This window comes from uncultured Bacteroides sp. (assembly GCF_937912035.1).
Taxonomy (GTDB): Bacteria; Bacteroidota; Bacteroidia; order Bacteroidales; family Bacteroidaceae; genus Phocaeicola.
In genome coordinates this window covers 1-22,377 of record NZ_CALDPF010000049.1, presented here as the reverse complement: position 1 = coordinate 22,377, position 22,377 = coordinate 1, and the positions used below count along the sequence as shown (strand labels likewise).

At 42.2% G+C, this 22,377-nt stretch carries 23 protein-coding genes; 15 read left to right on the top strand and 8 right to left on the bottom strand.

Features of this window, described 5'->3' with window-relative positions; all coding sequences use genetic code 11:
• The 6 genes from Q0486_RS16160 to Q0486_RS13995 all read left to right on the top strand — a co-directional run.
• Nucleotides 1–123 (top strand): glycoside hydrolase family 2 protein (locus tag Q0486_RS16160; RefSeq protein ID WP_363317995.1); only part of this gene is annotated, 123 nt, incomplete at its 5' end.
• A gap of 534 nt (nucleotides 124–657) precedes the next feature.
• Nucleotides 658–2,976: a type I DNA topoisomerase gene (gene topA, locus Q0486_RS14015; protein WP_299234645.1), complete on the top strand. Its 2,319-nt coding sequence runs from the start codon at nucleotides 658–660 to the stop codon at nucleotides 2,974–2,976.
• 22 nt (nucleotides 2,977–2,998) lie between these two features.
• Entirely contained in the window at nucleotides 2,999–3,532 is a 534-nt protein-coding gene (locus tag Q0486_RS14010; protein ID WP_299234643.1) for a shikimate kinase, read from the top strand.
• A gap of 78 nt (nucleotides 3,533–3,610) precedes the next feature.
• Nucleotides 3,611–5,503, top strand: a complete 1,893-nt coding sequence (gene speA / locus Q0486_RS14005) for a biosynthetic arginine decarboxylase (RefSeq protein WP_299234641.1) — start codon at nucleotides 3,611–3,613, stop codon at nucleotides 5,501–5,503.
• Nucleotide 5,504: 1 nt separating this feature from the next.
• Complete coding sequence (argB, locus tag Q0486_RS14000) at nucleotides 5,505–6,281, top strand: acetylglutamate kinase (RefSeq protein WP_299234639.1); 777 nt, start codon at nucleotides 5,505–5,507, stop codon at nucleotides 6,279–6,281.
• A 270-nt stretch (nucleotides 6,282–6,551) separates the two neighbouring features.
• Nucleotides 6,552–7,262, top strand: a complete 711-nt coding sequence (locus tag Q0486_RS13995; protein WP_299234636.1) for a M48 family metallopeptidase — start codon at nucleotides 6,552–6,554, stop codon at nucleotides 7,260–7,262.
• Here Q0486_RS13995 and Q0486_RS13990 read toward each other — a convergent pair.
• From Q0486_RS13990 to Q0486_RS13960, 7 genes are all read right to left on the bottom strand, one after another.
• The gene (locus tag Q0486_RS13990; RefSeq protein ID WP_299234634.1) at nucleotides 7,243–8,601 is read right to left on the bottom strand and encodes an MATE family efflux transporter; all 1,359 of its coding nucleotides are present in this window, start codon (nucleotides 8,599–8,601) and stop codon (nucleotides 7,243–7,245) included. The two genes, Q0486_RS13995 and Q0486_RS13990, sit on opposite strands and share 20 nt — an antisense overlap.
• A 75-nt stretch (nucleotides 8,602–8,676) precedes the next feature.
• Nucleotides 8,677–9,453, bottom strand: coding sequence for a pyrroline-5-carboxylate reductase (gene proC / locus Q0486_RS13985; protein ID WP_299234631.1), 777 nt, complete (start codon nucleotides 9,451–9,453; stop codon nucleotides 8,677–8,679).
• 11 nt (nucleotides 9,454–9,464) lie between these two features.
• Nucleotides 9,465–10,589, bottom strand: a complete 1,125-nt coding sequence (locus tag Q0486_RS13980; protein ID WP_299234629.1) for an aminotransferase class III-fold pyridoxal phosphate-dependent enzyme — start codon at nucleotides 10,587–10,589, stop codon at nucleotides 9,465–9,467.
• Between the two features lie 218 nt (nucleotides 10,590–10,807).
• Entirely contained in the window at nucleotides 10,808–11,776 is a 969-nt protein-coding gene (gene argC / locus Q0486_RS13975; RefSeq protein WP_299234628.1) for an N-acetyl-gamma-glutamyl-phosphate reductase, read from the bottom strand.
• A complete protein-coding gene (locus Q0486_RS13970; RefSeq protein WP_299234626.1) occupies nucleotides 11,773–12,978 on the bottom strand; it encodes an argininosuccinate synthase domain-containing protein in 1,206 nt (401 codons plus the stop codon). The genes argC and Q0486_RS13970 overlap by 4 nt, the downstream gene beginning before the upstream one ends.
• Nucleotides 12,979–13,077: 99 nt before the next feature.
• Nucleotides 13,078–13,647, bottom strand: a complete 570-nt coding sequence (locus Q0486_RS13965) for a GNAT family N-acetyltransferase (protein WP_299234625.1) — start codon at nucleotides 13,645–13,647, stop codon at nucleotides 13,078–13,080.
• A gap of 48 nt (nucleotides 13,648–13,695) precedes the next feature.
• On the bottom strand, nucleotides 13,696–14,172 hold the full coding sequence (locus tag Q0486_RS13960; RefSeq protein ID WP_299234622.1) for an arginine repressor: 477 nt from the start codon (nucleotides 14,170–14,172) through the stop codon (nucleotides 13,696–13,698).
• Between the two features lie 182 nt (nucleotides 14,173–14,354).
• Here Q0486_RS13960 and Q0486_RS13955 point away from each other — a divergent pair, with 182 nt between their 5' ends.
• The 4 genes from Q0486_RS13955 to Q0486_RS13940 all read left to right on the top strand — a co-directional run bounded on the left by Q0486_RS13955 (nucleotide 14,355) and on the right by Q0486_RS13940 (nucleotide 16,713).
• Entirely contained in the window at nucleotides 14,355–15,086 is a 732-nt protein-coding gene (locus Q0486_RS13955; RefSeq protein WP_299234620.1) for a methyltransferase domain-containing protein, read from the top strand.
• Nucleotides 15,087–15,215: 129 nt separating this feature from the next.
• The gene (locus Q0486_RS13950; RefSeq protein WP_154044923.1) at nucleotides 15,216–15,440 is read left to right on the top strand and encodes a helix-turn-helix transcriptional regulator; all 225 of its coding nucleotides are present in this window, start codon (nucleotides 15,216–15,218) and stop codon (nucleotides 15,438–15,440) included.
• On the top strand, nucleotides 15,440–15,778 hold the full coding sequence (locus tag Q0486_RS13945; protein ID WP_235339866.1) for a HipA N-terminal domain-containing protein: 339 nt from the start codon (nucleotides 15,440–15,442) through the stop codon (nucleotides 15,776–15,778). Before Q0486_RS13950 ends, Q0486_RS13945 begins: the two co-directional genes overlap by 1 nt.
• The gene (locus Q0486_RS13940; RefSeq protein ID WP_299234611.1) at nucleotides 15,775–16,713 is read left to right on the top strand and encodes a HipA domain-containing protein; all 939 of its coding nucleotides are present in this window, start codon (nucleotides 15,775–15,777) and stop codon (nucleotides 16,711–16,713) included. Before Q0486_RS13945 ends, Q0486_RS13940 begins: the two co-directional genes overlap by 4 nt.
• Nucleotides 16,714–16,715: 2 nt before the next feature.
• Here the strand turns inward: Q0486_RS13940 and Q0486_RS13935 are convergent, their stop codons facing one another.
• On the bottom strand, nucleotides 16,716–17,492 hold the full coding sequence (locus Q0486_RS13935) for a Cof-type HAD-IIB family hydrolase (protein WP_299234608.1): 777 nt from the start codon (nucleotides 17,490–17,492) through the stop codon (nucleotides 16,716–16,718).
• Between the two features lie 357 nt (nucleotides 17,493–17,849).
• Here Q0486_RS13935 and Q0486_RS13930 point away from each other — a divergent pair, with 357 nt between their 5' ends.
• The 5 genes from Q0486_RS13930 to Q0486_RS13910 all read left to right on the top strand — a co-directional run bounded on the left by Q0486_RS13930 (nucleotide 17,850) and on the right by Q0486_RS13910 (nucleotide 22,269).
• Nucleotides 17,850–18,476 carry a hypothetical protein gene (locus Q0486_RS13930; RefSeq protein WP_299234605.1) on the top strand — a complete coding sequence of 209 codons (627 nt, stop codon included), beginning with the start codon at nucleotides 17,850–17,852 and terminating at the stop codon, nucleotides 18,474–18,476.
• On the top strand, nucleotides 18,461–18,745 hold the full coding sequence (locus Q0486_RS13925) for a transcriptional regulator (RefSeq protein WP_204391351.1): 285 nt from the start codon (nucleotides 18,461–18,463) through the stop codon (nucleotides 18,743–18,745). The genes Q0486_RS13930 and Q0486_RS13925 overlap by 16 nt, the downstream gene beginning before the upstream one ends.
• A 162-nt stretch (nucleotides 18,746–18,907) precedes the next feature.
• Nucleotides 18,908–19,990, top strand: a complete 1,083-nt coding sequence (gene proB, locus Q0486_RS13920) for a glutamate 5-kinase (RefSeq protein WP_299234600.1) — start codon at nucleotides 18,908–18,910, stop codon at nucleotides 19,988–19,990.
• Nucleotides 19,991–20,042: 52 nt separating this feature from the next.
• Nucleotides 20,043–20,600: an XRE family transcriptional regulator gene (locus Q0486_RS13915; protein WP_299234598.1), complete on the top strand. Its 558-nt coding sequence runs from the start codon at nucleotides 20,043–20,045 to the stop codon at nucleotides 20,598–20,600.
• A gap of 13 nt (nucleotides 20,601–20,613) precedes the next feature.
• Nucleotides 20,614–22,269, top strand: coding sequence for an AMP-binding protein (locus Q0486_RS13910; RefSeq protein WP_299234595.1), 1,656 nt, complete (start codon nucleotides 20,614–20,616; stop codon nucleotides 22,267–22,269).
• The last annotated feature ends 108 nt before the right edge of the window (nucleotides 22,270–22,377 follow it).

The window sequence follows — 22,377 nt, the reverse complement described above, 5'->3', positions numbered from 1 at the left end:
TATTCTGACAACTATTTCGCATTGCTTCCGGGCGAGAAGAAAGAAGTCAGCATAAGATGGAAAGATGTTGATACACGCGGTAATGCTCCTGTCGTTAAGATTACAGGTTTCAACGTGGAATAATTTCACTTATTATAAAATTTAAACGGCATTTAAATGGTGTTTAGACACTGTTTAAATGCCGTTTTATATATGTTGCGGTTGCTTGAATTATCCTATTTCCGGAGAGCTGTGATAATAATATTTTTTGAGACAAATAATAAAATGTAAAATTCTCTGTCGTATATACCGTTACACGTTCGTGTCACGTGCGTAACACGTAGGTGTAACGCTCGTAACACGAGCGTGCTACACGCGTGACACGAACGTGTAACGCTTAGTTTGTCAATGCGTTTTTAATTGAATAGGGGAATTTTTAGTTTTAATTTCTTCAGGTCTTTAAATAATGAAGTTAAATATGGCTTTAAATTAATGATTGCGTCAAAAAAATAGATGTCTGTGAAAGCGAATAAAAGCAGTATTCTCCTACGAAACCGTAACAATAGAAGAATGGGATGAAAAAAAATAAGAAAAAAATATCATTTCATACCTTATTATATTATGTACCCTCATTTTTTTTTCTACTTTTGCCAACAATAATCAATTTGAACCTGAAATATGCAGAACAATCTGGTAATAGTAGAGTCTCCCGCAAAGGCCCGCACCATAGAAAAGTTTTTGGGCAGCGGATATAAGGTGATGTCCAGTTACGGGCATATACGCGACCTGAAGAAGAAATCGTTCAGCGTAGATGTAGAACATGGTTTTGCACCTATATACGAAGTTCCGGCTGACAAGAAGAAACTTGTGGCACAGCTCAAGGCTGAGGCAGACAGTGCAGACATCGTATGGCTGGCAAGTGATGAGGACCGCGAAGGAGAGGCTATAGCATGGCATCTGCAGGAAGTACTGAAACTGAAACAGGAAAACACACGCCGAATAGTTTTTCATGAAATAACCCCTAATGCCATAAAACATGCGATAGAGACACCGAGAGGAATAGACCTTAGTCTGGTTGATGCACAGCAGGCACGCCGTGTGCTCGACAGAATTGTAGGTTTTGAGCTCTCGCCTGTGTTGTGGAAAAAGATAAAACCGTCGCTCTCGGCTGGAAGAGTGCAGAGTGTTGCGGTAAGACTTATAGTGGAACGCGAACGCGAAATAAACGCATTCAGTCCGAAACCGGCATTCAGGGTGATTGCTGTTCTGACTGATGCGGAGGGCGCTGAAATCAGAGCGGAACTGTCCGTACGTCCGGAAACGGAAGAAGAGGCACGCCGCATACTGGAACAGTGTGCCGGAGCCGACTTTGTGGTGGAAGACATCAGCACACGTCCGGTGAAACGCAGTCCTGCACCTCCTTTCACTACTTCAACTCTTCAGCAGGAAGCTGCAAGGAAACTGGGCTACAGTGTTGGACAGACTATGATGCTGGCTCAGAAACTTTATGAAAACGGATACATCACATATATGCGTACGGACTCCGTAAACCTTTCGGAATTGGCTCTTGGGGCATGTGCGAAGGTTATTAAAGAGAAGGCCGGAGAGAAATATCTGCGTACGCGACAATATCATACTCATACCAAAGGGGCTCAGGAAGCGCACGAAGCTATCCGTCCTACATATATGGACAAGGAGAAGATAGATGCTACAGCTCAGGAACAGAGACTTTATGACCTTATACGCAAGCGTACTCTGGCTTCACAGATGGCTGATGCAGAACTGATGAAGACTACTGCCGTTATTGCTGCCGAAGGTACTGACTGCAAGTTTAATGCAGCCGGACTGGCAGTGACATTCGACGGATTCATGCGTGTATATAGCGAAAGTCTTGATGATGATTCCGAACGCGAGGACGAAAGCCGTCTGTTGCCTCCTATGAAAGCGGGACAGAAACTTGAACGCAATGACATTCGTGCTATTGAACGTTTCAGCCAGCCGCCTGCAAGATATACAGAAGCAAGCCTGGTGAGAAAACTTGAGGAACTTGGTATAGGACGTCCTTCTACATACGCTCCTACCATTTCTACAGTGCAGCAGCGCGGATATGTGGAAAAGGGTAGCCGCGAGGGAGTGGAACGTCAGTTCAGACTTCTTGTCCTTGACAAAAAGGGAAACATTACTTGCGAAACCAAGACAGAAACTGCAGGAAGCGAAAAACAGAAACTTATGCCTACAGATGTGGGTGTGGTGGTGACAGACTTCCTTATGGAATATTTCCCTGAGATTATGGATTATAACTTCACTTCGGGAGTTGAAAAGGAATTCGACGAAGTGGCTGCCGGCGAAAAATCATGGACAGACATGATAAGCCGTTTCTATACTGCATTCCATCCGTTGGTGGAGAAAACTTCGGCTTCGAAGGCTGAACACAAGGTGGGCGAAAGACTTTTGGGTGAGGATCCTTCTACGGGAAGACCGGTATCTGTAAAAATCGGCCGTTTCGGTCCTGTGGTACAGATCGGTAGTGCCGACGATGAAGAGAAACCACGTTTTGCCCAGTTGCGCCGCGAGCAGTCTATGGAGACTATCACTCTGGAAGAAGCCTTGGAACTGTTCCGCTTGCCACGTATGCTTGGTGAATACGAAGGAAAGCAGGTGAGTGTAGGTGCCGGTAAGTTCGGACCGTATGTGAAAATAGATAATATATACGTATCCGTTCCTAAGGACAAAGATCCGTTGACAATCACTTTGGAAGAAGCTGTACAGATGATTAAGGATAAGCAGGATGCTGAGGCAAAGAAGGTGATCAAGGTATTTGCCGATTATCCGGACCTTCAGGTACTGAACGGAAGATATGGTCCTTATATCGCAAGCGAGGGAAAGAACTACAAGATTCCTTCGGGGGTTGAACCGGCAGACCTTACTGCTGAGGCTTGTTTCAAAGTAATTGAGCTGCAGAAAACCAAGGCGGAGACTAGAAAAAGGAAGAAATAACAACCAATAACTAAAGAAACGAATGAGAATATTCCTGACCGGATATATGGCTTCGGGCAAAACAACCTTAGGTAAAGCTTTTGCCAAGGCATGTAATCTTAGCTTTATTGATCTCGACTGGTATATTGAGGAACGTATGCACTCGTCTGTTCGAGATATCTTTGCTTCGCGAGGTGAGGACGGATTCCGTCAGCTGGAGAGGAATATGCTTCTTGAAGTCTCTGATTTTGAAGATGTCGTGGTGGCATGTGGAGGTGGTACTCCATGCTTTTTTGACAATATGGAGATTATGAACAGCCGTGGAACCACTGTGTTTCTTGATGCTTCTCAAGATGTACTATTCCGTCGGTTGAAACAGGCTGCCGCAAACAGACCGCTCGTGGCCGGAAAATCTGATGATGAACTGAGACAGACTATATCCGAGGGACTTGAACGGAGAATGCCTTACTACTCGAAAGCTGCGATAAAGTTGGATGGCAGTAGGCTTGAAAGCAGAAAGCAGATAGAAGAAACTGTTGAAATACTTAGAAATTTGATAAATAAAATAACTGACTGATGAAGGGGCAGTAAATCCCGGTTAATGATAATTGATAGGACATTATTAATTTTTAATTGTTAATTATTAATTCAAGAAATGCGAAAATGGCGTATTGAAGACTCGGAAGAGCTTTATAACATCACCGGATGGGGTGTTTCTTATTTTGGAATAAACGAGAAGGGACATGTGGTGGTTACTCCGCGTAAGGACGGGGTGGCTGTAGATTTGAAGGAATTGGTGGATGAACTTCAACTTAGGGACGTTACGGCTCCAATGCTTGTGCGTTTCCCGGATATTCTGGATAATCGTATCGAGAAAATCTCGAATTGTTTCGGGGAGGCATCGAAGGAGTATGGCTATAATGCCCAAAACTTCATCATCTATCCCATCAAGGTGAATCAGATGCGTCCTGTGGTTGAGGAGATAATCAGCCACGGAAAGAAATTCAATCTCGGACTAGAGGCTGGTTCTAAACCTGAATTGCATGCCGTGATTGCCATCAACACAGATTCTGATTCGCTTATCATCTGTAATGGATATAAGGATGAGAGTTACATCGAACTGGCTCTTTTGGCTCAGAAGATGGGTAAACGTATTTTCCTTGTAGTGGAGAAAATGAACGAACTGAGGCTGATTGCAAAGATGGCAAAACAGTTGAATGTGCGTCCTAATATCGGTATTCGTATCAAATTGGCTTCATCTGGTAGTGGAAAATGGGAAGAAAGCGGTGGTGATGCAAGTAAGTTCGGACTGACTTCAAGCGAACTTCTTGAAGCTCTCGACTTTATAGAAAAGAAGGACATGAAAGATTGTCTGAAACTGATTCACTTCCACATTGGCAGCCAGGTGACAAAAATCCGCCGTATCAAAACTGCACTTAGGGAAGCTTCGCAGTTCTATGTTCAGCTTCATCAGTTGGGATTCCCGGTTGAGTTTGTTGATATAGGCGGTGGCTTGGGAGTTGATTACGACGGTACCCGTTCGCCAAATAGCGAAAGTAGTGTGAATTATTCTATTCAGGAGTATGTAAACGACTCTATATCTATAATGGTGGATGCCAGCAACAAGAATGGTATTCCTCATCCGAATATTATTACTGAGAGTGGACGCTCGCTTACTGCCCACCATTCTGTATTGATTTTTGAGGTACTGGAAACAGCTTCTCTTCCTGCAATGGATGATGATTTCGAAGTTTCTCCTGACGACCATGAATTAGTGCAGGAACTTTACGAAATTTGGGATAATCTTAACCAAAGCCGTATGCTTGAGGCTTGGCATGATGCACAGCAGATTCGTGAGGAAACTCTTGACTTGTTCAGTCACGGTATAGTAGATCTGAAGACAAGAGCACAGATAGAGAAACTTTACTGGTCTGTCACTCGCGAAATAACACAGATAGCATCAGGACTGAAGCATGTACCTGAAGAGTTCAGAAATATCGATAAGCTTCTGGCTGATAAGTATTTCTGTAATTTTTCTCTCTTCCAGTCTTTACCAGACTCTTGGGCTATCGACCAGATTTTTCCTATTATGCCTATACAGCGTCTTGATGAGAAACCTGACCGTACGGCTACACTGCAGGATATCACTTGCGATTCTGACGGTAAGATTGCAAACTTCGTTTCGTCAAGAAGCGTATCGCACGATCTGCCTGTTCATACTCTTAAAGCTAAGGAATCGTATTACATCGGTGTATTCCTTGTTGGTGCTTATCAGGAAATCCTTGGAGATATGCACAACCTCTTCGGTGATACAAATGCGGTACACGTAACTGTAAACGACAAGGGTTACAGCATAGACCAGGTAATAGACGGTGAGACTGTGGCGGAAGTGCTCGACTATGTACAGTACAATCCTAAGAAACTTGTGCGTACGTTGGAAACTTGGGTTACCAAGTCTGTGAAAGAAGGACGCATCTCGCTCGAAGAAGGAAAGGAATTCCTTTCTAACTATCGTTCGGGACTTTATGGATATACTTATTTGGAATAATATGGAAAAACTTACTATTATAAAAGTAGGCGGAAAGATTGTAGAGGAACCGGATACGCTTGCACGCCTGCTTGACGATTTCGCTTCAATACCGGGATATAAACTGCTGGTGCATGGCGGAGGACGTTCTGCCACAAAGGTAGCTGCACAATTGGGTATTGAAAGTACTATGGTTAACGGTCGCCGTGTGACAGACGCCGAGACATTGAAGGTGGTTACTATGGTTTACGGTGGATTGGTGAACAAGAATATCGTTGCCGGTCTTCAGGCAAGAGGCGTAAATGCCATCGGTCTGACAGGTGCTGATATGAATGCCATTCTTTCTGTAAAACGTCCTGTTAAGGATGTGGACTATGGCTTTGTGGGCGATGTTAAGGAAGTGAACGGAAAGATGCTTTCCACGCTTATTTCTCAGGGTATAGTTCCTGTAATGGCTCCTCTTACTCACGACGGTAAGGGCAATATTCTGAATACTAATGCTGATACCATTGCCGGAGAAACGGCAAAAGGACTTGCTCCATACTTTGATGTCACTCTGGTGTTCTGCTTCGAAAAGAAGGGTGTGCTAAGTGATGAAAATGATGATGACAGTGTAATACCTGTCATTACTCCTGAGCTCTTCCGTAAATATACAGAAGAGGGGGTAATCCAGGGAGGTATGATTCCAAAGCTGGAGAACTCTTTCTCTGCTATCGATAATGGTGTGAAGCAGGTTATAATCAAGCAGGCATCGGATATCAGTGATGCTTCTGCAGGAACTGTTATAAGAAATGAATAAATTCCAGTAAACTGCAGCGATTGATTGATTTTGATAATTTTATATGGGGTGGAAAGCAGTTTCTGCCCCTTTTTTGAATGTTTTCTAAACATAATCTGAACGGCTTCTGAACATCTTCTAAACGCTTGCTGAACATACAGTTTTTTGTTTTATTATTATTTATTTGCTGTTTATTTACCGTTTAGACATTGTTTATTTTGCGTTCATCAATCGTTCATTTGCTTACCCGATTTGCTCTTAATTATTAATTTTTAATTCTTAATTTAATAAGTGGCAACAAGACGAATAATACAGGATGATGATTTCGGCAAAATAGTGATAGGTACACGCATAAATGCCCGAAATATATCAATGCGTGTGAAAAAGGACGGACTTTATGTCACTGTCCCTCCCTTCACAAAGACGGACCGTATAATGCAGGTAATTGCCGAGTACAGGCCGAAATTGCTTTCTTCTTTCACCAAAGCGTCTCCAAAGATTATAACAGACGGATTTTCGATTGATGCCCCATGTTTCAAGCTTACTGTTGGAGTAGGAGGAATGAAGTGTTTCTCCGTACGTCGTGAAGAGGAAGGAGTGATGAAAATTCTTTGTCCGCAGAATGTGGATTTTAATTCTACGCAGATACAGAAACTGCTGAATGCTGCCATTGTGCGTGCCATGAAGAAAAGTGCAGAAGAGTTTTTGCCTCCTTTACTGAAATTCTGGGCAGAGAAATATGGTATGACATACCGTAAGGTAAGGATAACAGGGGCAAAGTCGCGTTGGGGAAGCTGTACATCAAGAGGTACTATAAGCCTTTCCTGCTATCTGATGCTGCTTCCCGTACATCTTATGGACTATGTGATTCTTCATGAGCTAGCCCATACCAAGGAAATGAACCACGGACCAGGTTTCTGGAAACTCCTTGACTGCATGACAGACGGTGCTTCCCATCAGCTCAGGGCACAGCTGCGGAAATTCAAGACTGACTTCTTGTAAAACCTTTCTTTGCCCACTTCATGCTGTTCCATCTCTTGACGAATACAGCTGCTCGTATGTTTTCGTCCAAAAGGAAGGCTATCCACATACCTACAAGTCCCCATCCCCAGTAGATTCCGAGCAGATAACTCAAACCTACAGATACTGTCCATTGCACTACTACTCCAAGATAGAACGGGAAGTTTACGTCGCCGGCGGAGCGTAGTGCGTTTGTCGCATAAATGTTGACGGCACGGCCAATCTCTACAAGTATATCAATCATTAGTATCATTACTCCAAGACGTACAATTTCTTCGTTGTCTGTGAGCATGCTGAATATGGTATGACCGAATACCGCCCAGATACATGATAGTATGAGGGATACGAGAATGGATATACGCATGACAAACTTACCAAGCAGATAGGCTGCACGTATCTTGTTTTGTCCTACAAGATGCCCTATACTGATAGCTCCACCTTGAGCCATGGCGATGGCAAACAGATAGACGAACATTACGATGTTTACGGTGTATGTACGTGTGGCGAGTGCATTGTTTCCTAAGATATTGATCAGATAAGTGATAACAACCTGCGAGAAACTGTAGGACATGTTCTCTCCTGCAGAAGGAATACCGATTTTGAGCAGATTTTTAAGCTCTATCCATGGAAAAGGTCTGAACAGATCGAGAGGGAACCTGGATATATGTTTTCTGAAAAGTATCACGAATAGCACTACCATGCTGACTCCGCGTGCTATAGAGGTGGAAATGGCAGCACCTTCGGCACCCATAGCCGGAAAACCGAATTTACCGAAAATCAGTATATAGTTCCCAATGATGTTCATGATATTCACCAGAACGGTGACAAGCATAGGGTAGATTGCTTTGTTGGCACTACGGAGCGATGCGGAAATAGTGAGAGATATAGCCTGAAAGAAAGCGAACGCACCTACTATTTCCATGTAGCCTATACCGTATTGTAGAAGCTCCGGACGAAGTCCCATCCAGTCGAGCAGAGTTACGGCTCCGAAATGCAGTATGGCACTGACTAAAAGGCCTACAACCAGATTCAGCAATAGTGATACACCTACCACCTGTACCATTTTCTGTTGTAGCTTGGCTCCTAGATACTGCGAGCAAAGTACCGATGTTCCTATATTGATAACCTCGAATATGAGGAATGCGAACATTACAATCTGGTTCACTACACCAACTGCCGCCACACTCTCGTCAGAGTATTGGCTCAACATTACGGTATCTATGGCTCCAAGCATCATTATCAGGAGCGTTTCTATAAAAATAGGGACCACCAGTTTGGTAAGTCCCTTTTTGATATTTGTCTGTTGAATAACTTTGTCCACTTAGCTTTTGATTTTATCGGCTGCAAAGTTACTTCATAATTCTAATATTGTGCATTGATATATGTCAAGTTATTGTCAGATGCAACTTTCTTTTATCGCATTTATTACGGCTGACGTAAACCCGTCGTGTTCGAGGCGGTTTAGTCCCTTAATGGTTATACCTCCTGGAGTAGTAACCTTTTCTATTTCAGTGGCCGGATGTGATTCTTCATTTTTCAGAAGAATTTGTGCGGCACCAAGCATAGTCTGTGCTACCATCTTTTTTACTTCCTGAGGTTTGAATCCCAATTCAATTCCAGCCTGCATGGATGCTTGAACGTATTTCAGTACGTATGCTATTCCGCATGATGTGAGGGATGTGCCTGCAGGAAATAGTTTTTCTTCAATGAGAACAGCAATTCCCATTTCGTTGAACAACTTCATCATAATGTCAATCTGTTCAGCCGAAGCGTTTCTTGATGCCACGAGCGTCAGGCTTTCATTTATCGAAATGGCAGTATTCGGAATGACACGGAATATAGGCATTTCAGGGTCTACAAAATGTGCCAGATCTTCGAAGGTTAGTCCTGCAGCTACAGATACAAGAATCTGTGGTTGTCTGAGGCGTAAAGGTTTGAGTACCTCTTCCATTTTCCACGGTTTTACAGCCAGGATTACGATGTCGGCACCGTCTGCCGCTTCCTTGTTGCTGTTAGTTGTATTTATGTCGGGATATTCCTCCTTTAATTTATCTAATTTTGCATTACTCGGATTTGAAACAGTGATACTGCTTGCATCTATATACTGTCCGTGTGCCAGGCCGCGCGCAATTGCGCCACCCATATTTCCTGCACCTATAATTGCTATCTTCATACTTTTCTTCCTTATTTAATAACTTTGTGAAGTCTTTCCAGGAAGTCATCAGCTTCTGCCATACTCAGACAGAGAGGAGGCAAAAGACGGATGACGTTTGTTCCGCTTACACCAGTAAACACTTTCTGTTCGAAAAGAAGTTTGCTGCGGATTTCCTTAATCGGTTCTTCAAACTCCATACCAATCATAAGTCCGAGTCCGCGAAGTTCCTTTATTCCCTTGAATGACTTGAGCTCTTCCATGAGGTGTGCGCCTACTTTTGCAGCGTTTTCAACAAGGTTTTCTTCCTTCATCACATCGAGAACTGCTATTGCTGCGGCACATCCCAGGTGATTACCTCCAAAAGTGGTACCAAGTTGTCCGTATACCGGAGTGAACTTAGGGCTGATAAGTACGGCTGCCATAGGGAATCCGTTTGCAATACCTTTTGCAACTGTAATCATATCCGGCTTGATATCCATATACTGGTGAGCGAAGAATTTACCGCTTCTTCCATAGCCTGACTGTATTTCGTCAAGGATAAGTACAGTGTTTGTCTCATCACATGCACGGCGAAGTTCTTTCATGAACTCTGTGTTTGGCACCTGGATACCGCCAACACCCTGTATTCCTTCGATGATAACAGCGCATACATCACCCTTTGAAAGTTCTGCCTTTACAGCCTCAGTATCATTAAGAGGAAGATATGTTACATGTCCGTTGTCGTTTATCGGAGCTATGATTTTAGGATTGTTTGTCACTTCCACTGCCAGTGAAGTACGTCCGTGGAAAGCTTTTGCAAAAGAAATAACTCTGGTACGTCCGTTATAGAATGAAGCCAGTTTCAATGCATTTTCGTTGGCTTCGGCACCTGAGTTGATCAGGAACAGCTGGTAATCGTCGTAACCACACATAGCTCCAAGCTTTTCGGCAAGGTCTTTCTGCAGTGTATTGATTACTGAGTTTGAATAGAAGCCTAATTTTGCAACCTGACTGCTTACGGCTTCTACATAATGCGGATGGGCATGTCCTATTGATATTACTGCATGTCCTCCGTAAAGGTCAAGATATTCATTGCCTTTCGCGTCCCATACGTGACAGCCTTTACCTTTCACGATGTTTACGTCGAAAAGGGGATATACGTCGAAGAGGGTCATAATCTAATTAAGAATTAATAATTAATAATTAAGACTGAGAGTTTAATCAATTAAGAATTAAAAATTAATAATTATGAGTTTAATCCTTAATAATTATTGAGTCCACTTTAAAAAGTACATTTTTCAGTTTTGCCTTCCTTTAGTGTCTGTTATGGAAAATACTTTTTGTAATGGACTCATGAGCAATTTTTAATTCTTAATTTTTAATTATTCATTAACTAAAACGCGCTTGGCTTCAGTCTCAGTCCTACGGTTTCTTCAAGGTTGAACATCAGGTTCATGTTATGCACGGCCTGACCGCTTGCACCTTTCAGCAGATTGTCGATGCATGATATGATGAGCAGTTTGTCGCCATGTTTCTCCAGGTGGAGCAGACACTTGTTGGTGTTTACCACTTGCTTTAGGTCAATGTTCTTATCGACTATATGTACGAAAGAATCTTCTGCATAATAATCTTCATACATCTTTACCAATTCTGCAAGTTCCACTTTTGTCTTTACTACTATAGTAGCGAAGATACCTCGTGCGAAGTCGCCACGGTAAGGAATGAAATCTATATCAGAATCGAAACTGTTCTGAAGCTGGCACAGTGATTGCTTGATTTCAGGAACATGCTGATGCTGGAACGGCTTGTAGATGCTCATGTTGTTGTTACGCCAGCTGAAGTGGCTTGTAGCACCCGGCTTTACTCCGGCACCTGTACTACCTGTGATTGCATTAACCATTACGTCACCGTTGAGCAACAGATTCTTGGCCAAAGGCAGAAGTCCCAACTGGATACAAGTGGCAAAGCATCCCGGATTGGCTACATGCTTGCTATGGCAGATAGCGCGTCTGTTCAGTTCCGGCAGTCCGTAAATGAAATCATGGTCGTCGCTCTTTATACGATAATCCATAGACAGGTCGATAATCTTCAAGTCTTCAGGTACGTTGTGGCTGTCCATGAACTTCTTTGTATCGCCGTGAGCAGTACAGAAGAAGAGAACATCTATATTGTCTAATGGAAGTTCGTCTGTAAATGTAAGTTCAGTTTCACCGTACAGACCTTCGTGAACATCTGTAATTTTGTTTCCGGCGTTACTGGAACTGTTTATAAATACTATCTCTACTTCAGGATGGTTGATAAGCAGACGAATAAGTTCGCCTGCCGTGTATCCCGCTCCTCCTATAATTCCTACTTTTATCATACGTCCGCCTCGTCTTTATGGTTAGCATAATAGGCTCTAAGCGGAGTAGAAAGAACTTTGATGAATCCTTTTGCATCGTCGGCAGTCCAGCCTTTCTGCATTTCACCGTATTCACCGAACTTGTTCTTCACGAGGTCGTCCTTAGAATCAACACCTACAGTTGAGAAGCAGTAAGGACGCAATTCCAGAATAACTGTACCGTTTACGTTACGCTGGCTTTCTGTAAGCATAGCTTCGATGTCGCGCATAACAGGTTCCAGATACTGGCTTTCGTGGAGGAACATACCATACCAGTTGGCAACCTGATCCTTCCAGTACTGCTGCCATTTGCTCAAAGTGTATTTTTCGAGGAACTTGTGTGCGCCGATGATAAGCATAGGAGCAGCAGCTTCGAATCCTACACGTCCCTTGATACCGATGATTGTATCACCTACGTGCATATCGCGGCCGATACCGTAAGCGGCACCGATTTCTTCAATCTTCTGGATAGCCTTAATCTTGTCGTCGAATTTCTCGCCGTTTACAGCGCAGATCTCACCGTTCTTGAATTCAAGTCTGAGCTCTTCTGAACCGGTTTTCTCTACCTGTTTCAGATATGCGCTTTCAGGCAATCCCTGAGTTGAGTCCAGAATTTCTCCACCACAGATAGATGTTCCCCAGATACCTACGTTGTAAGAGTATTTCAGTTTTGTGAAGTCTGCTTCGAAACCATGCTCTTTCAGGTAGTTGATTTCATATTCACGGCTCAAAGCCATGTCGCGTGTAAGAGTGATGATTTCCACACCCGGAGCCATAACAAGGAAAGTCATGTCGAAACGAACCTGGTCGTTACCGGCTCCAGTAGAACCGTGAGCGATAGCGTGTGCACCGATTTCGTTTGCATAACGTGCAATGGCCAGTGCCTGGAAGATACGTTCTGAACTTACTGAAATAGGGTATGTTCCGTTACGGAGTACATTTCCGAAAACCATATATTTCAGACTCTTTTCGTAGTATTCCTGAGTAACGTCAAGAGTAACATATTTTACAGCTCCAAGTTTATAAGCATTTTCTTCGTTCTGTTTCAATTGTTCCGGGCTGAAACCTCCGGTATTGGCACAAGCCGCATATACTTCGTATCCTTTTTCTTTAGCCAGATACATTACAGTGAATGATGTATCAAGACCACCGCTGAATGCCACAACTACTTTTTTCTTTTCCATATATGTATGTGAGTTTTTAGTTTTTAGTTTGTGAGTTTTTAGTTTTAAGTTCTGTTATCATATACCAACTTAAGAACTGACAAACTCAAAAACTTACAATTAGAAATTATTTACTTTGTCGTCCTGATGCAGTGCCGGATCGTATAGCATTGCTGTACAGATGCAGAATTTGCGTTTTTTTGCCATCAATATTTCGTGATTTATACATCCCTCGCATCCTTTCCAAAAAGCTTCATCATCTGTAAGTTCGTTGAATGTCACTGGAACATATCCCAGTTCTGTGTTCATTTTCATTACCGCGGCTCCAGATGTAAGACTGAATATTTTTGCTTTAGGCCATCTTAGTCTGGCCAAAGTGAATGAAGCATGTTTGATTCTTTTGGCAAGTCCCAGTCCACGATACTTTGGATGAACTATAAGTCCGGATGTGGCAACATATTGCTTGTTTCCCCATGATTCGATATAGGTAAATCCTGCAAGATCATCTCCACATAGTGCTATTATTGCTTTACCTTCTTTCATTTTTGTGGCTACGTATTCATGAGTACGTTCGGCTATACCTGTTCCTCTTACTTTTGCAGCCTCTCTTATGGTGTCCAGTATGTAATCCACGTATTTTTCGTGTGAAGCGTCTGCCACCATTACGTCTATTTGTTTTTCTTTTTCCATCGTTTTTTTGTATGTTGCTTCCTTCAGCTTTTTTTATGTTATCTTGTTTCAGTTAATATTTGGAATTATCAGTCTGAGTGTATCAGTTACATTCTGTCTGGAATAACCTTCTCTGATTACCAGCATTATGGTATCATCACCGGCAATGGTACCTATTATTTCGTTAAAGTTATGATCATCTATATCGTATGCCAGACTGCTGGCATATCCCGGCCTTGTCTTGATTACAGCTATGTTTCCTGAAAATTCTATTCCCATGAATCCGTTATGGCGCATCATTTCAGTAGCGCCTGGCGGATTTGCCATTCGCTTATACATGGTATTGTTCGGGAGTACATATACATAGTTGCCGTTCATGCTTGCGGCTTTTGCCACTTTCAATTGTTTTAAGTCTCTTGAAAGCGTGGCCTGTGTCAGGCTGAAACCCTCTTTAGTCAGTTCCTGAAGAAGTTCGTCCTGGCTTCCGATTTCTTTGACGGAGATAATCATTTTGATGGCATCAAGCCTTGTACTTTTACTTTTCATTGTATAATTATTCTATATTGAGCGCAAATATACAGCTATTTATTTTAATTCATGCATAAATACGAAGTTTTTTATATCTTTATTCGTAAAAAATGTGAAATTAATGCATAAATAATCATTGGCACGGTATATGTATAACTTTTTTGTAACTTTGTGCATTATATAATATATAAATAATGTGTATGAACTACGGATTGCTTGAGACTGGCAAAGACCCAATGGGAAATGCCATTTATGATTACTTCTGTAAAGGTCAGGCTGGAAGGCTTAGGGTCTTCTCGCCACAGTTTGATGAGGATGAAATCCCTGTAGAAACTCTTTTCCGCGAATATGATGAAATGCCGGAACTTGAGAGAATGGCTCTGGATATGGCGCAAGGTAAAATCCTTGATGTAGGCGCAGGAAGTGGTTGCCATTCTGTTGCCTTGCTTGATATGGGCAAGGATGTTGAGGCTATAGATATATCTCCTTTATCTGTAAAAGTAATGGAAGAAAGTGGGGTTAATGCCCGTCTGGCTAATCTTTTCGATCCGTCGTTTGTCGGTGGTTATGACACTATATTGATGTTGATGAACGGCTCCGGAATAATCGGTTCCTTGCAGAATATGGAGACATTTTTTACTCGTATGAAAGAACTGTTGAATTCTGGGGGCTGTATCCTTATGGATTCAAGTGACCTGAAATATCTATTCGAAGATGAGGACGGAAGTATGCTTATTGATTTGGCAGCCGATTATTATGGTGAGATAGAGTTCAGTATGCAGTATAAACAGATAAAAGGTGAACAGTTCAAATGGTTGTATATTGATTACGAAACTCTGAATTTTTATGCATCTCAGTATGGTTTTAAGACCGAACTTGTATATAGCGGAGAGCATTACGACTATCTGGCAAAACTGACTATTGCGGTATAATTTTCATTAAAACTTTAATTCCGGCTATACCCGTTTGGGTATAAAAAATAAATTTGAATATCAAATTATACCCTAAAAGGTATAATAAGTCGAATATGTTATTATATTTGTACCCGAAAGGGTATAATTATGGAATACACAGTAATAGCAGATTTTGTAAAGGAGATGCGTCGTCAGTTCGGATTGACACAGGTCGATCTGGCTGACAAGTCCGGAGTAGGGTTGCGCTTTGTCCGTGATTTGGAGCAGGGCAAACAGACCTTGCGTATGGATAAGGTAAATCAGGTTCTCAGTCTTTTCGGTCGCCAGGTAGGTCCGGTTGAGCTGAGTCCAAAATCAAGGGAGGATAAGTGATGAAACGAGCAAAAGTATTTCTGCATGACCGCTTGGCAGGCAGACTGGTGGAAGACGAAAACGGATTTACCTTTACATACGACACCGATTATCTGAAGTTGCCGGATGCAGCCGCAGTCAGTCTGACACTTCCTCTTGGGGAGAAGCCGTTTCACGATATGGTGCTGTTCCCGTTCTTTGACGGCCTGATACCGGAAGGCTGGTTGCTGGATATTGCCGAGCGGAGTTGGAAGATAAACCAGCGTGACCGTATGTCGCTTCTTTTGGCTTGCTGCAAGGACTGTATAGGAGCCGTAAGTGTGATACCTGACGACGAAATAGAGGAGGATAAGTTATGAGCAGATGCCTGTATTGCTATAAGGAATTAGGAGAAGGCATGAAGGATTTCCATCCCGCATGTGCCAGGAAGTTTTTCGGAACCCGTACTGCCCCTGAGTTGCCATATGTACGTGCCCAATTGGGAGACCTTGCCCGTCAGGTTGTACGTAGTCAGACTACACTGACTGGTGTGCAGGCCAAGTTGTCGCTCGATATTAACCGTGGCGGACGCAATGAACCGGACCGTTTTACAATAGTTGGTCTTTGGGGGCGTTTCATTCTTAAACCTCAGACTCATTCATACCGTGCTTTGCCTGAACTGGAAGATGTTACCATGCATCTTGCCGAGGCTGTGAAGATAAATGTGGTTCCCCATAGCCTGATACGTTTCAGTGATGGTGAGCTTTGTTATATCACCCGTCGTATAGACCGCCAATCTGACGGCCGTAAGATAGCCATGGAGGATATGTGTCAATTGTCCGAGAGACTTACCGAATATAAGTATAAGGGCTCATACGAACAGATTGCCAAACTTATCCGCCGTTACTCTTCTGCGCCGCAGCTTGATGTTATAAACTTTTGGGAGGTCGTGGTGTTCTGTTGGATAACCGGCAATGCCGACATGCATCTCAAGAACTTTTCTCTTTATAATCAGATAGGTGGTTACACCCTTACACCGGCATACGATATGCTTTCCACAAATCTTGTTATGCCTGAAGATACTGAGGAGCTTGCTCTCACCCTCAACGGAAAGAAAAGCCGTTTGCGTAAGACAGACTTTTACAAGGCTATAACGGCATCGGGAGTTGACGAGAAAGTTATCGAGAATCTTTCCCGTCGTTTTAGCCGTGCATTGCCCAAGTGGTTCGAACTGATAGACAATTCCTTTTTGCCCGATGATATGAAAAAGCAGTACAAACAGCTTATCTTGCGCCGTGTGGTAATGCTACGTTAGTGTTATAGTATATTGAAATGTCTCAAAGCATTGATGATACCATTATCATCTACAGATGACGTGATATAGTCGGCTGCAGCCTTGACTCTTTCCGATGCATTATCCATGGCAACACCTATTCCGGCATGTTCAAGCATGTTGATATCATTTCCTCCATCGCCGAAAGCCATTGTCTCTTCAAGCTTTATGCCGTAATGCTTTATTACTTCATCTATGCCGCGGCTCTTGCTTGTTCCTTTGTTTATGATGTCGGCAAATAGAGGGTGCCATCTCATTGTTTCGCAGTGAGTAAGAATTTTTCCGAATATTTCTTCATCGGCTTCTGTAGGAAAGTAGCCCATAATCTGGAGAATATCTTTTCCTAGAGCCTCTTCTCCCGGTTTAACAGGAGGAATGGAAATCTCTATTAGTTTGGCTATGTCTTCCACAGCTTTATCCACTTTTGTGATAAACCATTGGTTGTCGTGCACAAAGACGAACGGATAGTCGTGTTCTTTGGTGTATTCCACAACTCTTTCTATATCTTCGGAAGGTATTATTCCCTTGTATATATCCTCGTGGTCGGCTGTAAAACAGTGAGCTCCGTTCAGGGTTATATATCCGTCGAATTCAAGATCCTCAAGATTGTTTATAAGCAATTCCGGACGTCCCGTAGCGATAAATACCTTTATACCTTTTTCTCTTAACTCTTTAAGTGCCTGTTTGGTTGATTCCGGTACTTTGTGTGTCTTGAAGGAAACCAGTGTTCCGTCGATGTCGAAAAATATAGCTTTGATCATAAAAGTCCAATTGTAATTTAGTCAGGCAAAGTTATCAATAAAAATTGACATCAGAAAAAATGTAGAATGGTTATTGATCTACTGATGCTTTGTTGAAGGTTTATCTTTATAATACACGATATGATATTTCAATTGTATAAAATGGTATTAGATGTAAAAATAATTGCATTTTTATTTGGTTTATAAAATAAACTGTTTTATATTTGCATTGTAAAGAAGGCAAGTCTTCTTTTTTTTATAAGTATATGGTTTATTTTATAAACTAATTTATATATGAATAAACTGATAAACGCGAAATGAGCTTTTTGTACAAAAACGTCCATATAGAAGTGTAGAACATTAAAAAAATTATTGTGTATGAAAGAAAATCTATTTTCGGAGAAAGACAGTTTGAAACTGATTTCCCAGATGTTAAAACAGACAAAGCAGAATATGGAAGTTGGAAGCGGCAATGTTTTCCTGTATTATGGTTATTCGGCTTTTATTATTTCTCTTATTGCGTTCGCTATGGTTTATTTCACTGCCAATCCGTTATGGGCAGCTTTATGGTTTCTGATGTTTGTTCCGGGTATAGTGATGAAGATCAAGGACAGAAAAGAGAAGCCTCAGGTGGTGACATATATGGATAAGGCGATATCAAATACATGGTCCGTTATTGGCTCAATGTTCTTGTTGACTATTATTGCTATAGCTCTTTTCGGTTTTCATACAGGAGTATGCAGTTTTACTCTTATGCTTCCGTTGAGTTTGCTCTATGCAGGAATAGGAACATCCATAACAGGAGTCATTACCAATATGAAAGTACTTGTCTATACACCGCTGCTGGCATTCTTTATCGGTTTGTACATGCTTGTAGTACTTGTTTCGGATGGCGATTCCACAGTATATTGGCATTTGTATTTCGGAATAGCCTTTCTATTTATGATGATTATACCGGGACATATTATTAACAGAAATTCCAGACAACAATGCTTAAAGAATTAAATCCTCTGATACATTCTCAGTTGAGGCTTGCGATAATGACTCTTTTACTGTCAGTAGATGAGGCTGATTTTAATTATCTGAAAGAGAAAACCAATGCTACGGCAGGTAATATCAGTGTACAGCTCGATAAACTGAGCAGTGCAGGATATATTGAGGTGACGAAAGAGTTTATCGGAAAGAAGACAAGAACTTCGTGCCGTATGACTGAAGCCGGAAGAAAGGCTTTCGAAGAATATGTGGCAGTATTAAAGACGTATATTGATTTATGATAAGGTGAGGCAGTCCGGTGTCGGGCTGCCTTTCTGTTAGTAATATTCTTGTGAAAATTCATGTCAATAAGTAATCTGAAACAAAAAGACTGCATGATTTTGTAATTTGATGCCCGTAATTTCTTATATTTGCGTCATTAATATATATGAAACCGAAAATGTATGGAATGTAAATATAAAAGAATAGCGGTAAAGATTGGCAGCAATGTGCTTACACGCAAGGATGGTACGCTCGATGTTACGCGAATGTCTGCGCTGGTTGACCAGGTGGCGGAACTTCACAGGGCAGGAGTTGAAATAGTACTTGTATCATCGGGAGCGGTGGCTTCCGGACGCAGTGAGGTAAAGCCTTTGCGCAAACTCGACAGTGTTGACAGCCGCCAGTTGTTTTCGGCTGTAGGTCAGGCCAAGCTGATAAACAGATATTACGAACTGTTTCGTGAACATGGAATTACGGTAGGTCAGGTGCTTACAACTAAAGAAAGTTTCTCCACAAGGCGACATTATCTCAATCAGCGCAACTGTATGCAGGTGATGCTGGACAATGATGTTATTCCCATAGTGAATGAGAATGACACTATCTCTGTTACTGAACTTATGTTTACCGACAATGACGAACTCTCAGGACTGATTGCAGCCATGATGGATGTTCAGGCATTGGTTATTCTAAGCAATATTGACGGCATATACAATGGTGCCCCTTCTCAGCCGGGAGTGACTGTTATCAGAGAAGTGGAACAAGGCAAGGACCTGTCGGACTATATCAGTACCGAGAAGTCAGGATTTGGCAGGGGAGGTATGTTGACTAAAAGCAGCATTGCCCGCAAGGTGGCAGACGAGGGTATTACAGTATTCATAGCCAATGGGAAGAAAGATAACATACTTGTCAATCTGATCTCCAATCCTGAAGAAACCGTATGCACGAAGTTTGTTCCTTCGGAGAACGGTGTGTCAAGTATCAAGAAATGGATAGCCCACAGCGGAGGATTCTCAAAAGGTAAGATTATAGTCAATCATAAGGCTGCTGACAAGTTGCGTGGTGACAAGGCGGTAAGCCTTCTTCCTGTAGGAGTGACAGATATAGTTGGTGATTTTGAGAAGGATGATATTGTCACTATCGTAAATCCAGATGACGAGAAGATAGGTGTTGGCCGTGTCAGTATGTCGTCGGCAGATGCAAAGGCAGTAATGGGTATTCACGGTAAACCTTATCTTGTACATTATGATTATTTATATTTAGAATAACTTTCATAATGACATACTTTTTATTATTTTTGTGGCAAATAACTTAAAGACTATGGATGAACAGATAAAACAAATAGCAATGCGCTTGCAGGGATTGCGCGATGCTCTTGACCTGACAGTTGATCAGGTAGCTGAAAAGATTGGAGTAACTCCAGAACAGTATGTCGCTATGGAAAGTGGTGATACGGATCTTTCTGTCAGTACACTTCAGAAGATTTCGGCCGAGTTTGGAGTTTCTTTGGATGAACTTATGTTTGGCGAGGAACCTCACATGCGCTCATATTTCCTTACACGCCGTGGAACAGGTATTTCAGTGGAAAGAACAAAGGCTTACAAGTACGAATCATTGGCATCAGGTTTCAAGAATAGAATTGCAGATCCGTTTATTGTAACGGTAGAACCTAAGCCTGAAACAACACCTATATATTATAACACTCATGCCGGACAGGAATTCAATATGGTGATTGAAGGACGTTTGTTGCTTGATATTAATGGAAAGGAACTTATCCTCAATCCAGGCGACAGTCTGTATTTCGATTCCTCTCTTCCTCACGGAATGAAGGCACTCGACGGAAACAACGTTAGATTCTTAGCTATAGTAATGCAATAATCAGATACGATATATGTTAGAGAGATTTGTAAAACAGACACATTTTACCTCACAGGAGGATTTTATAAAGAACTTCAAGATAGAAGTTCCTGAAAATTTCAATTTCGGCTACGATGTAGTAGATGCGTGGGCTGCCGAAGAGCCGGAAAAAGAAGCGATATTATGGACAAATGATAAAGGTGCGTGCATTCATTTTTCGTATGCCGACCTTAAGAAATATACAGATCAGACTGCATCTTACTTTCAGAGTCTCGGTATCGGTCATGGCGACAAGGTTATGCTTATCCTGAAGCGCCGTTATGAGTTCTGGTATTCCATTATTGCTCTTCACAAATTAGGTGCTGTTGTAATTCCTGCTACACACCTTCTTACCAAAAAAGATATTGTTTACCGCTGCAATGCTGCATCTATCAAGATGATTGTCATGGCGGGCGAAGAAGTGATTACAAAGCATGTGATAGATGCAATGCCTGAGTCTCCTACAGTAGAGAAACTCGTGAGCATAGGTCCTGACATACCTGAAGGCTTCCTTGATTTCCATAAGGGAATAGATAATGCGGCTCCTTTTGTCCGTCCTGAGCATGTAAATACCAATGACGATATATCATTGATGTATTTCACATCCGGTACCACAGGCGAACCTAAGATGGTGGCACATGACTTCACTTATCCGTTGGGACACATCGTTACAGGAAGTTTCTGGCATAATCTTCATAAGGACAGTCTTCATCTTACTATTGCCGATACAGGCTGGGGTAAGGCTGTTTGGGGAAAACTGTACGGACAGATGATAGCAGGTGCAACAGTCTTCGTATATGATCATGAGAAGTTCACTCCTGCAGATATTCTTCAGAAGATACACGACTATCATATCACATCACTTTGTGCGCCTCCTACAATATACCGTTTTCTTATCCGTGAAGACCTGTCCAAGTACGACCTTTCATCATTGGAATACTGTACCACTGCCGGTGAGGCTTTGAACTACTCAGTATATGAAACATTCCTCAAGATAACAGGAATACGTCTGATGGAAGGTTTCGGACAGACAGAAACAACACTTACACTTGCCACATTCCCATGGATGGAACCGAAACCGGGAAGTATGGGTGTACCTAATCCACAGTATGAGATAGATCTTATTAAACCAGACGGACGCAGTGCCGAAGATGGTGAGCAGGGACAGATTGTGGTTCGTACAAACCATGGCAAGCCGTTAGGATTGTTCAAAGAGTATTATCGTGCTCCTGAGCTTACAAAAGAGGCATGGCATGACGGAGTTTATTACACTGGCGACGTGGCATGGCGTGATGAAGACGGATATTATTGGTTTGTTGGCCGTGCTGATGATGTAATCAAGAGTTCCGGTTACCGTATAGGCCCGTTTGAAGTGGAAAGTGCGTTGATGACACATCCGGCTGTAGTGGAATGTGCCATTACAGGTGTACCTGACGAAATCCGCGGACAGGTGGTCAAGGCTACAATTATACTTGCCAAGGATTATAAGGATAAAGCTGGCGATGCTTTGATTAAGGAACTTCAGGATCACGTGAAGCGTGTTACTGCTCCATACAAATATCCGCGTGTGATAGAGTTTGTTGATGAACTTCCAAAGACTATCAGCGGTAAAATCCGTCGTGTGGAAATCCGTCAGAAAGATAATCAGTAACTATTTAAAAGCCTGAATTCGGCTTATGCTTTTTGAATAGAAAAAACACGGCGTTATTCAAAATAAAACACGGCGGCGTTTGATATCAAACGCCGCCGTGTTTTATTT